We start from the raw sequence: 13,606 nt of genomic DNA on the forward strand, positions 1-13,606 counted from the left end.
ATGCTCTATGAGCTTGTCAGATTCAGCGATCAGATCAGCGCGCTGAACGTTTTTCGCTACATAACATTCCGTTCCGGCGGCGCCACCTTCACGGCGCTTCTGTTCGTGATGATGTTCGGCCCGGCGATTATCGATCTCTTGCGGATCAAGCAGGGGAAAGGACAGCCGATCCGCGACGACGGTCCGCAGACGCACCTTTTGAAGCGCGGAACGCCGACGATGGGCGGGCTGATGATCCTCGCCGGAATCACCGTTTCGACGCTGCTTTGGGCACAGCTCTCCAATGGTTACATCTGGGTCGTTCTCGGCGTTGCGATCTGTTACGGCGCCATCGGTTTTTACGACGACTTTCTAAAGGTGACGAAGAAGTCTTCCGATGGCTTTTCCGGGCGGTCGCGATTCCTGCTGGAAGTTCTGGTTGCAGCGGTCGCAGGTTATATGCTGATGAAACTCGGCCCCAAGGGGCTCGATACGGATTTGACGTTTCCGTTCTTCAAGGATCTCGTCATAGATCTCGGGCCGTTTTTCGTGGTTTTGGCGGTCTTGGTGATCGCTGGCGCGGGCAACGCCGTGAACCTGACGGACGGTCTCGACGGGCTTGCCATTGTTCCTGTGATGATCGCGGCTGCGACGTTCGGGATCATCGCCTATCTCTCGGGCAACGCGAAGTTCGCAGGCTATCTGCAAATCCATCACGTGCCGGGGACGGGCGAGCTTTCCGTTATATGCGGTGCGCTGATCGGGGCCGGCCTTGGCTTTCTCTGGTTCAATGCGCCGCCCGCAATGATCTTCATGGGAGATACGGGATCGCTCGCGCTTGGCGGCACGCTTGGCGCGATCGCCGTCGCGATCAAGCATGAAATCGTACTGGCGGTGGTCGGCGGACTGTTCGTTCTGGAGACGCTGTCTGTCATCATTCAGGTCGTATCATTCAAATGGACGGGCAAACGGGTGTTCAAGATGGCACCGTTGCACCACCACTATGAGCAGAAGGGGTGGAAGGAATCGACGGTCGTTATCCGGTTCTGGATCATCTCCGTCATTCTGGCCCTCATCGGTCTTGCGACCTTGAAGTTGCGATAGGATCTCAGCCAATCGACGCAAGATGCGATAAATTTCCTGCGATGATTCGCGCCACATCCTTCAAGGGCAAGACAGTTGCCGTCTTCGGTCTCGGGACATCCGGGATTGCAGCCGCCCATTCGCTTCTGGCCGGGGGGGCCGCCGTTGCAGCGTGGGACGACAGCGCTGCCGGTCGCGAGGCTGCGAGCCATGCCGACATCCCTCTCGTCGATCTTTCGGGAACCGATTGGTCGCAATTTTCGGCATTGGTTCTGGCGCCCGGGGTGCCGCTTACCCATCCCGAGCCGCACTGGACCGTCAAAAAAGCGCGTGCCAGCGGCGTCGAGGTGATCGGCGATATCGAAATCTTTGCGCGTGAGCGCGCGTTACATACGCCGAAAGCTCCTTTTATTGCCATCACTGGCACTAACGGCAAATCAACAACGACTGCGCTCGTGGCGCATATTCTTCGTTATTCGGGCCGGGACGTACAACTCGGCGGCAATATCGGCCGCGCAATCCTGACGCTCGACGAGCCCACACCGGACCGTTTTCACATCATCGAAATGTCGTCATTTCAAATCGATTTGACGCCGACGCTGAGGCCGACGGTCGGCGTTATGTTGAACGTGACGCCGGATCATCTCGACCGGCACGGCTCGCTCGAAAATTATGCAGCGATAAAGGAGCGCGTCGTTCAGGGAGCTGAAGTGGCGGCCGTCGGCATCGACGACGCGTTCGGGGTGGCGATGCTTAAGCGTCGCGTCCAATCCGGGGCTGCGATCGCTTTTAGCGCAGAAAAATCGTTGGCGCCGGGATATAGTCTGCTCGATGGTACGATTATCTGCAGCAATCGTGAGGCGCTGGCGGTCAAATTGGCTTCGCTGCAAGGCATCGCGACGCTTCGAGGCAAGCACAATGCGCAGAATGCATTAGCTGCGGTCGCCGCCGTTCGTGAGTGCTTGAACTGGGTCGGACAATCATCCGATCTCGATTGGCAGGGCGCGTTGTCGTCGTTTCCGGGTCTGCCGCACAGGATGGAAGAGGTCGGACGGATCGGGAAAATTCTATTCGTCAACGACAGCAAGGCGACCAACGCGGACTCGACGGAGAAAGCGCTTCTTTCGTTCCCACGCGATGTCTTTTGGATCGTTGGCGGCAAGCCGAAAGCCGGAGGCATCGCGGCGCTGGCTCCGCTCTTCGGCGGAATCGCAAAAGCATATCTCATAGGCGAATCGAGCGATGACTTCGCGCGCACGCTCGATGGCAGGCTCTCGTTCGAACGGAGCGGAACGCTCGATGCCGCGGTTTTCGCCGCGGCTCGCGATGCGCAATCGAGTCCAGGGACTGAACCTATCGTTCTGCTCTCGCCCGCCTGCGCCAGCTACGATCAATTTCCCAATTTTGAGGTCCGGGGCGATAGCTTCCGTAATCTCGTTTCGACGCTTCCCGGTATCGAGATGGGGAAAGCATCATGAAGCTTTCGCGCGCCGACCGAAGCTTGCTTGTCGATTGGTCGTTCACGATTGACCGCGGGCTTTTGACTGCATTGTTGACCCTGATAGCTATCGGGGTCGTTCTTTCCTTCGCAGCGTCTCCCGCCGTTGCGATAAAAAAAGGTTTGCCGACCTATTATTTCGTCGAGCGGCACGTGATCTTTGCAGCCCTCGGCTCGGTTTTGATGCTGATCATTTCGCTGTTTTCGCCTGCGGGCGTCCGGCGGCTGGCGGCGGCGCTGCTTCTCATTTCTGCTGCCGGTATGGTCGTCGTGCTGTTTACAGGCACCGATATCAACGGCGCACAACGCTGGCTGACGTTCGGAAGCTATTCGTTGCAGCCCTCGGAATTCGCGAAACCCGCGTTCATCGTTCTCATCGCATGGCTTTTTGGAGAAGCCGCAGGACGCAGCGATATGCCGGCTTTGCCGCTGGGACTATTGCTGTGGGGCATGCTGGCCGGTTTGCTGGTCGCGCAGCCGGACGTGGGGCAGACCGTTCTCATCAGCACAACGGCCGGGCTCCTCTATCTGCTTGCGGGATTGCCGCTGATTGGCGCCGCCATTTTGATGCTGATCGGCAGCGGCGGCCTCTGGCTTGCTTATGAAAATTTCGCGCATGTGCAATCGCGCCTTGAGAAATTTTTCGGCGCGGCGCCGTTTGAGAATTATCAAGTCGGTCGCGCGATGCAGTCCTTTTCGGAAGGTGGTTTTTTTGGACGAGGGCCCGGCGAAGGAACCATCAAGTCGGTGTTGCCGGACGCGCATACCGACTACATCTTTGCTGTCATTGGTGAGGAGTATGGGGTGATCGCTTGTGTTGCCCTGCTCGCCATCTTCGCGTTTGTGGTCATTCGCGCGATGCAGCGAGCCTCCGACGAGCCGAACATTGCCGACCGGCTTGCCGTGCAGGGCCTTGCCCTGCTTCTCGGGCTTCAGGCGCTCATCAATATGGGGGTCAACATCGGGTTATTGCCGCCAAAGGGAATGACGCTGCCGTTCATTTCCGCGGGTGGATCGTCGATGTTGGCGCTGGCGATCACCGCCGGAATGCTTCTTGCGCTGACGCGTTGGCGCCCTGATCCGATGCGTCTCAAAAAGCCGCGCCTGGTGCCGACCATCGACGACGCACAGTTCAGCGGCCATACTCCGTCAAGATGAGCGGGGGAGAATGAGCGGCATGCAATCGATCATGCTGGCTGCCGGAGGGACGGGCGGGCACCTGTTTCCGGCGTTCGCGCTGGCGGAAGAGCTTAAGAGACGCGGCGTTGCCGTCGATCTGATGACCGACATGCGCGGCGACCGCTATGGCGGAGGGTTTCCGGCGCGCACAGTTTATCAGGTCCCTTCTGCGACACTCGCTTCGCGCGCCGCGGGCGATGTTGCAAAGACCATGCTGACGCTCGCACGCGGAACCGGCGTTGCGTTTCGAATGCTTGGACAAGCAAAACCCCATGCCGTGATCGGTTTCGGCGGTTATCCGACGTATCCGCCGCTGGTCGCCGCACGTCTTCGCGCAATTCCCACTGCAATTCATGAGCAAAATGCCGTTCTCGGGCGCGCCAATAAGCTGCTCGCCAAGGGCGTGACAGCCATTGCGACATCGTTCGATCGCACGAAGTTTCTCGATGGGCGGTTGGCAGAAAAATCGGTGCTAACGGGAAATCCCGTCCGTAAGGCGGTTCTTGAGGCAGCGGCGCTCGGGTTCCTGCCACCATTGTCCGACAGTCCCATTCGCATTTTGATTTTCGGCGGCAGTCAGGGCGCGCGCTTCTTTTCCGACGTTGTGCCGCTGGCGCTGTTCGCTCTTTCCGACATGCTTCGCGCGCGTCTTCGGGTCGTCCAGCAGGCGCGGGAAGAAGACATCGAGCGGGTTCGTGACGCTTACTCCGAGGCAGGAATCAAGGCTGAGATCGCATCCTTTTTTACCGATCTTCCGGCGCGAATGGCTGATGCGCATCTTGTGATTGGCCGCGCGGGTGCCTCGACCGTTGCTGAACTGACTGTTATCGGACGGCCATCAATTCTGGTGCCGCTGCCGCATGCGCTCGACAACGATCAGCTCAATAATGCCCGTCGGCTCGAAGAGGCGGGCGGGGCTTGGTGCTTCGAGCAGCGCACCCTGTCACCGGAACGGCTTGCCGATGAACTGGAAAGGCTCCTGAAGGCGCCCGATTCGCTTGCGGCTGCGGCCAAGGCGGCTAAAAACACCGGACGGCCCGATGCGGTTCGTAATTTGGCCGACTTCGCATTGGCTCTTGCGGAAGGCCGCCGCCCCGGGGGAAATCGGACACAGTGACCATCATCACGCGAGACTTTTCGGAGCGCGAGTCAGGCTCGACGACGAGGACATTCGAACCCATGCAAATGCCGCGCGACTTAGGTCCATTTCACATTATTGGTATCGGTGGTATCGGCATGAGTGCGATTGCCGAAATACTCGTCGCAAAGGGCTATACGGTTCAAGGATCGGACCAGAAGGAAAGTGCCAACGTCAAACGGCTACGGGCAAAGGGTATTCGCGTTTTCGTCGGACATGATCCCGTAAATCTGATCGGCGCGCGCTACGTCGTTATTTCAACAGCGGTGAAGCCGTTCAATCCCGAATTGATCGCAGCACGGCAAAAAGGGCTAACCATCATCCGCCGCGCCGAAATGCTTGCGGAGCTTATGCGCCTTTATTCCACCATCTCCGTCACGGGCACGCACGGCAAGACGACGACAACCTCGCTCCTCTCGCATATTTTCGCGGAAGCAGGACAGGAACCCACGGTCATCACTGGGGGTATCATCAATTCCTGGGGCTCGAATGCGCGTCTTGGGCAGGGAAAATGGATGATCGTCGAAGCGGATGAGAGCGACGGTACATTCACGCGATTGCCGACGGAGATCGGTATCGTAACGAACATCGATCCGGAGCACCTTGATTACTTCGGCTCTGTCGAAGCGATGCACCACGAATACGAAGCTTTTCTGAAGAACATTCCGTTCTTTGGCTTGGCCGTCGTGTGCATCGATCATCCCGTCGTGCGCGATATGGTCGAGAAGCTCAACCTTCGTTCTGACGGTCGCCGTCTATTGACCTATGGCGAGAGCAAGGACGCGGATCTCGTTCTGCAATCTATCCGAATCGAAGGGAATACCACGTATTTTGACGCGAGCTTGTCGGCGTTGGTGAAAGGCGGCGCACGGAAACTCGTCCAATGGTCCGTTCCCATTCCCGGCGCACACAACGCCTTAAACGCGCTTGCCGCGATTGCCGTTGCTACGCAAGCTGGTCTCGACGATGCCAAGATCAAAGCGGCGATGGCCGGGTTTTCCGGTGTGAAAAGGCGGTTCCAGTTTACGGGGGAATGGAACGGCGTCGGTATCTATGACGATTACGGACATCATCCTGCAGAGATTGCCGCCGTGCTAGCTGCGGCGCGCGGGGGTGCGAAGGGCAAGGTGATCGCCGTTGTCGAACCACACCGGTATACGCGCGTGCGCGATCTTTTCGACGACTTTGCGCGCTGTTTCAAAGATGCCGATCACGTCATCGTTGCGCCGCTTTATACGGCGGGCGAGGGGCCCATCCCGGGAATCGACAATCGCTCGCTAGCTGAACGGATAGCATCACTCGGGCGACGGTCGGTTGAAGCGGTCGACGACCCCGAGGCGATCGTGCCGGCCATTCGTAAAGTCGCCGCGCCCGGCGATATCGTCGTTTGCCTCGGAGCGGGGAACTCGACGGACTGGGCACATGCGCTTCCGGGCTGGCTTGCGGGCACATCACAGCTCGCTGGGAGTGTGGCGTGATGTTCGAAGACATCACGAACAACCTTCGTGAAGCGATGCCCGATCTGCGCGGGCGACTGGTTCCGAATGCGCCGCTATCCGACATCACGTGGTTCCGCGTCGGCGGTCCGGCGCAAGTGCTTTTTACGCCGGCCGACGAGGCTGATCTGGCGTTCTTCCTCAGGAACAAGCCGCGCGATTTACCCGCGGTTGTCATTGGCCTTGGTTCTAATCTGCTTGTCCGGGACGGTGGCGTGCCGGGTGTCGTGATCCGGCTCGGCCGAGGGTTCGGCGAGATCAAAATCGAAGACGGTAGCCGGTTGCGTGCGGGCACGGCGGTTCCCGATGTGAAAGTTGCGCGCGCGGCGGCTGACGCGGGCATTCGGGGGCTCGCGTTCTATCGTGGGATTCCCGGATCGATCGGCGGTGCATTGCGCATGAATGCCGGAGCGCATGGGCGCGAAACGAAAGATTGTCTTATTGCCGCGCGGGCAGTCGATCCTCATGGCAGCATTCACGTTCTGTCGTTGGCGGATATGGGCTTCACATACCGGCACTCGGCTGTGAAGGACGATTGGATTTTCACCGAAGCAACTTTTCAGGGGGCTCCGGGCAATCCGGCAGAGATTTTGAAAGAGATGGAGGACGTCGCCGACTATCGCGAGAAAAACCAGCCGATCAAAGAGCGCACCGGCGGTTCGACATTCAAAAATCCGCCCGGTCATAGTGCTTGGAAGCTCGTGGACGAGGCGGGCTGTCGCGGTTTGCGGGTTGGCGGCGCGAAGGTTTCGGAAATGCACTGCAATTTCCTGATCAACGATCGTCAAGCGACGGGCGAGGACGTCGAGACGCTCGGTGAGACGGTACGGGCACGCGTGAAAGCGAAATCGGGGATCGCGCTCAATTGGGAAATTATTCGGTTGGGTTCGCCGAAAGCGGGACGTCCGATCGGCGAGGCTCTCGTTGACGTCTCCAATGCAAGCGTCGGGCAGCGCTGATCCGATGACATTCTCAGAATTCAAATCCATGCTTTCCGGTTAGCGAAGGCAGGCATGGAAACGGCTGAACTGCCAGAGAAGAAGGGCGCGATAAAAATGAATCGTCTTGGTCCGGTGCCGCAGCGCACGCGCGATCACGTGGCCGTCCTCAAGGGCGGACTTTCGGCTGAACGTGATGTGAGTCTCAACTCGGGCGCCGCCGTCGGGGAAGCGTTGCGAGAGGAAGGGTATCGCGTCACCGAAATTGACGTCGATCGCAACATTGCGAGCCAGCTCGAAGCGATCAATCCTGACGTGTGCTTCAATGCCCTGCATGGCCGCTTTGGCGAAGACGGCTGCGTGCAAGGCATTCTGGAAATGCTGGCTATCCCTTACACGCATTCGGGCGTGCTCTCGTCCGCGCTTGCCATGCACAAGGAACGCGCCAAGGACGTTATGAAGCTCGCCGGCGTTGCGGTTGCCGAAGCGAAACTCGTGACGCGCGCCGAGGCGCTGGCGCGCCATGTCTTGCCTCCGCCCTACGTTGTGAAACCGATCACGGAGGGTTCGAGCGTGGGCGTCGTCATCGTCCCGCCCGATGCCGAGCGTCCGCCGAATTCCATTGCTTCAGGGGGGGCGCTCGAACAAGTGGTGATGGTCGAGCGCTACGTCGCGGGGCGGGAGCTGACTTGTGCCGTGATCGGAAATTTCGTGACGGAGGTCATCGAAATCGTGCCGCTCCGGGGGCTTGCTTTCTACGATTATGAATCGAAATACGGGCCTGGCGGTTCGAAACACGAGCTGCCTGCACAACTTTTACCGGATGTTTACCAGTCAGTCCGTTCCTTAACGTTAAGGGCGCATCAAGCATTGGGCTGTCGCGGCGTATCGCGGGCGGATTTCCGCTTCGACGACACGCCGGGCGGGACGGGCGAACTGATCTGCCTCGAAGTGAACACGCAACCTGGCATGACGGGAACGTCCCTCGTGCCTGAGTTGGCGGGTCATGCGGGCTGGTCGTTCGGTGACCTCGTCCGATGGATGGTCGAGGACGCGAGTTGCAACAGATAGCGGCTATGCAGGGTTCCTGGAGGCGGGCGCGGCAAGCGTCAAGGCCGGAGCCCCTGGCTGTTCCTTCTCTCGATCCGTATCCGGCCACCCGAACCGTTTCGCAGCCAGCGCTTCGCCGTCATGCGGCGTCGCTCAAGGCGCAGCGTGGCGAGCGGCGCATTCGCAGATCGCGGCGGACGTTGCGCCGATGGGCAATTTACGGCGCAGTCGCGTCCATTATCACGGCCGTTGCCGGCGGCGCCTCTTATGCACTTTACGCCTATCATGTGACCTTGAACGATATCATGCATGCCGCAAGTGCCGATGCAGATGCGCTGCTGATCGCGGCAGGATTTGGAATCAATCAGGTCAATATTTCCGGACAGCACTTTGCATCCGATAGCGACATTTACGATGCGCTCGACCTCACGAACGTCAAAACTTTCGCCGCATTCGATTCCGAGGCGACGCTGAAGCGCATCGAGCGAATTCCGTGGATCGATAAGGCGCAGATGACGCGTATCTATCCTGGAACTCTCGATATTGTCGTTCGTGAACGAAAACCGGAATTGATCTGGACACGCGGTAACGAGAGTTATCTCGTCGATGCGACGGGACGCGTCCTCGGGCCGATGCCTGCTGTCAGCGACTGGATGTTACCGCGCGTCGTCGGGGAGGGTGCAACGAAGGATGTGGCGCCGATGCTCGCCGCACTCCATCAATATCCTGCGATTTATAGCCAGTTTTCTTATGCGGAGCGCGTCGCAGAGCGCCGCTGGCGCATCGTCCTGAAAAACGGAACACGTTTCGAGCTTGCAGCCGACCGCGAAGTCGAGGGATTGCAGGAGATTGCGAATTCGCGCGCCGTTGCCTCGGCATTGAACGGCGCGCCGATGATTATCGACGTGAGGACGCCGGGGCGCATTGCTATGCGCCCAACCGATGGCAAATCGCCGGGGGCGCCACTCACTGTCAGCTCACGTTAGCGAGAATTCCATGGCTGATAGACGTACGTACCGGACGTTCGGACTTCTGGACATCGGCACCTGCAAGACGGTTGCCGCGGTTATCGTTGCGGAGCAATCGCCTTCATTCGGCGCGCCCTCATTGCGACTTGCCGGTCTTGGCCTTCAGCGGTCTCGCGGCATCAAGGCAGGCGTGCTGACCGACCTCGACGAAGCCGAGACCGTCGTCCGAGGTGCGCTGGCGCAAGCGGAACGCGCTGCGGGCGTTTCGGTCGGAAACTATACTGTTTCCGTGGCGGCGGGGCGGATGGCGTCAGCGCATTGCACGGCGCGCATCGACGTTGAAACCGGACGGGTGACGAAAGACGATCTCGCAAAGCTCATGGCTGCGGGCGAGAGTTATGCAGAGCGCAACGGCCGTACGCTTATCCATCTCAACCGGTTGGGCTATGAGCTTGACGGTGTCGGCGGCGTGCGCGATCCGCTCGGATTTTCTGCGCGCCGTCTGGCGGCCGGTCTTCATGCCGTGACGGCAGACGAAGCACCGTTGCGCAATCTGCTCGTCCTTATTGATCGCTGCTATGCTGAGTGTGATGGCTTGGTTGCATCGCCGTATGCGAGTGCGCTCGCAGTGACGACCGAAGAGGAACGGCAATTCGGTGTGACCTGCATTGATTTCGGAGCGGGAACGACATCGATCGCGCTCTTCACGGACGGCGTTTTCGCGGGCGTGGAGGTCATTCCTGTCGGCGGGCAGCACATCACTTACGACATCGCCAGGACGTTGCAGACACCACTCGCAGAAGCCGAGCGAATCAAAACGCTTTATGGCACACTGCTCAACGCCCAGTCCGACGAGCACGAATCGATTTCCTATCCGGTTGCTGGCGAGGAAGACGAGGCGAGCTACGAAACCACCAAGGCGCGACTGACAGATATCATCCGGCCGCGCATGCAACAGCTGATGGGACTCGTGCACGAGCGTTTGTCGCTCAATGCAGCGGGGCGCTATGCAGGAGAAAAGATCGTTCTGACGGGCGGAGCTAGCCAACTTCTCGGACTTTCCGAGTTCGTCGCCAACACTTTTGGGCGGCCGGTGCGCCTTGGCAGACCTACAGATCTCCCTGGTCTTAGTCTGAGCTTATCAGGTCCACAGCTGGCGACGCTATCGGGACTTGCAATCCTCGGCGCACGCGGCGGCAACGAATTGAGTACGCCATATGGGCGCAAGGTATTGAAGCAAGGGTATCTCGGTCGCGTCGGGACGTGGCTGAAACGAGGGTTTTGACGACGCAGCGGGATTCGATGACGAGGCGTGCCCAGCCGAGAATAATCGAGATCGTTCGTTTCGATCGTCTACGCAAATCGTCAATTTTGAGGGTGCGATGAGCATCAAGCTGCAAATGCCGACACTGGTCGATATGAAACCGAGACTGACGGTCATCGGCGTCGGAGGTGCGGGATGCAACGCGGTCAACAACATGATCGCGGCCGGTCTCCAAGGTGTCGAGTTCGTTGTCGCCAATACCGATGCGCAGTCGCTTGCGGCATCGAGCGCGGAATACCGGGTTCAGCTCGGCGCGAACCTGACGGAAGGTCTCGGCGCCGGTTCGCGGCCAGAAATCGGTGAGGCGGCCGCCGAAGAAGCGATCGCGGAAATTCGGACGCACATCGCGGGCTCTCACATGGTGTTTATCGCTGCCGGCATGGGCGGCGGAACAGGCACAGGCGCAGCGACGGTCGTTGCTCGCGCCGCCCGCGAGGTCGGGGCGCTTACGGTCGGCGTGGTTTGTAAGCCGTTTGCATTCGAAGGCGCACGCCGCATGCGCATCGCGGAGGCCGGGGTTCAGGCGCTGCGTCAGCACGTCGATACGCTCATCGTCATTCCAAACCAGAACCTTTTCCGGATCGCCAACGAGCGCACGACATTTGCCGAAGCCTTCGTGCTCGCCGATCAGGTGCTTTATTCCGGTGTCGCGTGCATCGTCGAATTGGTGCTCAAGGAAGGTCTTATCAATCTCGACTTCGCCGACGTCCGCACGATCATGAGCGGCATGGGTACGGCGATGATGGGAACGGGTGAAGCGACGGGCGAGCGGCGCGCTAACCTCGCGGCCGAAGAAGCCATCGCTAACCCGCTGCTGGACGATGTCACCTTGCGCGGTGCGCGTGGCGTATTGCTGTCGATTTCCGGCGGTCGCGACATGACACTTTACGAGGTCGATGAAGCGGCGAGCCGTATCCGCCAGGAGGTCGATCCAGAGGCTAATATCATCGTTGGGGCGACGTTTGACGAGCAACTCGGAGATCGGTTGCGCGTTTCCATCGTCGCTTCGGGAATGGGCAAGGCGAACGAAGAATTCGCGGTTCCGCGTGGTCCGCATCCGGGATTTGCAGCGGACGGCGCCGCAAAGATGGAAGGAAATGCTCAAGCGGCGCAATCTCCGCAGTCTTGGGCTCCGGAGAAATCTCCTTCGGCGCCGCAATCGGGAGATCTACAGCGTCGACTTGCGGAGGCATTGCAGCCTTCAGGCCCAAGTGGCTCGCAGACCAATACTTCTACGGTGCAGAACGAATCATCTTCAACCCGGCGCGACAGCTGGATCGCTCCGGGCAATGTGATGATCGAAGATGGACTCGAAAATTTTCCGCCGCTGACGGGAAATGCTTTGTTACGCACGCCGCCGCTTCCTCATTCGAATCATTCTGATTCAACGAGCCATGGATTCGAGCCGCAGGCTCCTGCAGAATTTCAACGCTCGACGCGGCGTCTGCCGGCGATCGAAGATTTCCCTCCGCAAGCGCAGAAGGAGTGGAACGCGCATCATACCGAATCCGGACAACGTGCAGAATCATCAGCAAAACCGGGTCTTTTTGGACGTTTGGCGAATCTCAGCCGAAATGTGAAGGCTGGCCAGCAGAAGAGTACGGCGCATGATGCGGACGATGATGACGAGCCGCATTCGTTGCCGATTTTTGTCGGAAGAGAGCGACGCTAAAACGTCGGCTGCATCAAGACAGTGAGCGCGTCAAGTAAGGTTGCCGAGACGTAACAGAGTGTAAGAAAGCGTGATTTGTCGGTGCTAAGCGAAGCAGTTAGCTTTTGTGCATCGACTTCTTGTGCTGAACCTTTAGACAGTACTGACACGGCTAAATAAGGCCGGCAGGCTGGCAAAAATAAGAAGGTAAAGCACATTCTAGTCAGGGGGTGGTTGGCCGCACAAATGCTGGGGAGCAGCGGTCGCCAGTAATTGAGGGACGGCGCTGAATGTCGAATCGATTCATCGGTGCGCGGCAAACCACGCTTGCCCGCGAGATCCAGTTGACAGGCACGGGGGTGCACAGCGGAGCTCCGGTATCACTCACACTGCATCCTGCAGAGGCTGATACTGGGCTCCGCTTTCTCGTTACGAAACGGGGAAGGGTCGTCTCGGAAATCGCGGCACACGTTGCCAATGTCAAAAATCTGACGCTTTGCACTGTTATCGGTGATGAAACTGGAACGACGGTTGGGACCGTTGAGCATCTGTTAGCCGCCCTTCGCGGCCTCTCCATCGACAACCTCTACATCGAGATTGATAGCAAAGAAGTGCCGATCATGGACGGCAGTTCGGCGGACTTCGTCGAAGCTATCGATCGGGTCGGCATCCGTGAACTGTCGGAGCCGCGCAAGTACATCAAGGTCTTGAAGCCGGTTCGATTTGAAGAAGGCGGCTGCTGGGGAGAGCTGGAGCCGTATGCCGGGTTCCGCATGGATGTCGAAATCGACTTTTCCTCGCCCGTTATAGGCCGTCAGCGGCTGCAATATGAGATGAGCCCAGGCATTTTCCGTCACGAGATCTCTCGCGCGCGCACATTCGGCTTCATGAGTGATGTGGAAAAACTGTGGAAAGCCGGTCTGGCGCTGGGCGCCGATCTTTCCAACACCGTCGCAATCGGTGACGGCAAGGTGATGAACCGCGAAGGCCTACGCTATCCGCAGGAATTTGTACGTCACAAGATGCTCGATGCCATCGGTGATCTGGCGCTTGCCGGAATGCCCCTTCTCGGAGCGTATCGCTCATACCGAGGTGGCCATCGCCTCAATTCGATGGTGCTGCAGGCGCTTTTCGCTGACGCCTCTAATTGGACGGTCGTACAGGCGCCGAAGACGCGAGCCACGCGGACGCCGGTCCAAATTGCCCCGTCGGTTGCCGTTGCTGCTGCCGAATAGGTTTAACGAAGCATCTCGGGCTGGCTGCAATCGCTTCAAACCGGCCCGGAAGGCACCACATTCCATC

General features: G+C 59.1%; 11 protein-coding genes. All 11 read left to right on the plus strand.

Features of this window, described 5'->3' with window-relative positions; genetic code table 11:
* The 11 genes from mraY (at position 1) to lpxC (ending at position 13,539) form a co-directional block, all read left to right on the plus strand.
* Positions 1-1,083, plus strand: a complete 1,083-nt coding sequence (mraY, locus tag VHB22_RS00445; protein ID WP_325454973.1) for a phospho-N-acetylmuramoyl-pentapeptide-transferase — start codon at positions 1-3, stop codon at positions 1,081-1,083.
* Positions 1,084-1,124: 41 nt separating this feature from the next.
* Positions 1,125-2,540: a UDP-N-acetylmuramoyl-L-alanine--D-glutamate ligase gene (murD, locus tag VHB22_RS00450; protein ID WP_325454974.1), complete on the plus strand. Its 1,416-nt coding sequence runs from the start codon at positions 1,125-1,127 to the stop codon at positions 2,538-2,540.
* Complete coding sequence (locus VHB22_RS00455) at positions 2,537-3,718, plus strand: FtsW/RodA/SpoVE family cell cycle protein (RefSeq protein ID WP_325454975.1); 1,182 nt, start codon at positions 2,537-2,539, stop codon at positions 3,716-3,718. The genes murD and VHB22_RS00455 overlap by 4 nt, the downstream gene beginning before the upstream one ends.
* A 10-nt stretch (positions 3,719-3,728) precedes the next feature.
* Positions 3,729-4,856, plus strand: coding sequence for an undecaprenyldiphospho-muramoylpentapeptide beta-N-acetylglucosaminyltransferase (murG, locus tag VHB22_RS00460; protein ID WP_325454976.1), 1,128 nt, complete (start codon positions 3,729-3,731; stop codon positions 4,854-4,856).
* 62 nt (positions 4,857-4,918) lie between these two features.
* On the plus strand, positions 4,919-6,355 hold the full coding sequence (gene murC / locus VHB22_RS00465) for a UDP-N-acetylmuramate--L-alanine ligase (protein WP_325455115.1): 1,437 nt from the start codon (positions 4,919-4,921) through the stop codon (positions 6,353-6,355).
* Positions 6,355-7,332 carry a UDP-N-acetylmuramate dehydrogenase gene (murB, locus tag VHB22_RS00470; protein WP_325454977.1) on the plus strand — a complete coding sequence of 326 codons (978 nt, stop codon included), beginning with the start codon at positions 6,355-6,357 and terminating at the stop codon, positions 7,330-7,332. The genes murC and murB overlap by 1 nt, the downstream gene beginning before the upstream one ends.
* A gap of 96 nt (positions 7,333-7,428) precedes the next feature.
* A complete protein-coding gene (locus VHB22_RS00475) occupies positions 7,429-8,382 on the plus strand; it encodes a D-alanine--D-alanine ligase (RefSeq protein WP_325455116.1) in 954 nt (317 codons plus the stop codon).
* A 5-nt stretch (positions 8,383-8,387) separates the two neighbouring features.
* A complete protein-coding gene (locus tag VHB22_RS00480; RefSeq protein WP_325454978.1) occupies positions 8,388-9,347 on the plus strand; it encodes a cell division protein FtsQ/DivIB in 960 nt (319 codons plus the stop codon).
* A 10-nt stretch (positions 9,348-9,357) separates the two neighbouring features.
* Entirely contained in the window at positions 9,358-10,614 is a 1,257-nt protein-coding gene (ftsA, locus tag VHB22_RS00485) for a cell division protein FtsA (protein WP_325454979.1), read from the plus strand.
* Positions 10,615-10,711: 97 nt separating this feature from the next.
* Positions 10,712-12,325 (plus strand): cell division protein FtsZ, encoded by a 1,614-nt coding sequence (gene ftsZ / locus VHB22_RS00490; protein ID WP_325454980.1) that lies wholly within the window; start codon positions 10,712-10,714, stop codon positions 12,323-12,325.
* 269 nt (positions 12,326-12,594) lie between these two features.
* Positions 12,595-13,539, plus strand: a complete 945-nt coding sequence (gene lpxC / locus VHB22_RS00495; RefSeq protein WP_325454981.1) for a UDP-3-O-acyl-N-acetylglucosamine deacetylase — start codon at positions 12,595-12,597, stop codon at positions 13,537-13,539.
* The last annotated feature ends 67 nt before the right edge of the window (positions 13,540-13,606 follow it).

Source organism: Hyphomicrobium sp., from assembly GCF_035548195.1.
GTDB lineage: Bacteria > Pseudomonadota > Alphaproteobacteria > Rhizobiales > Hyphomicrobiaceae > Hyphomicrobium_B.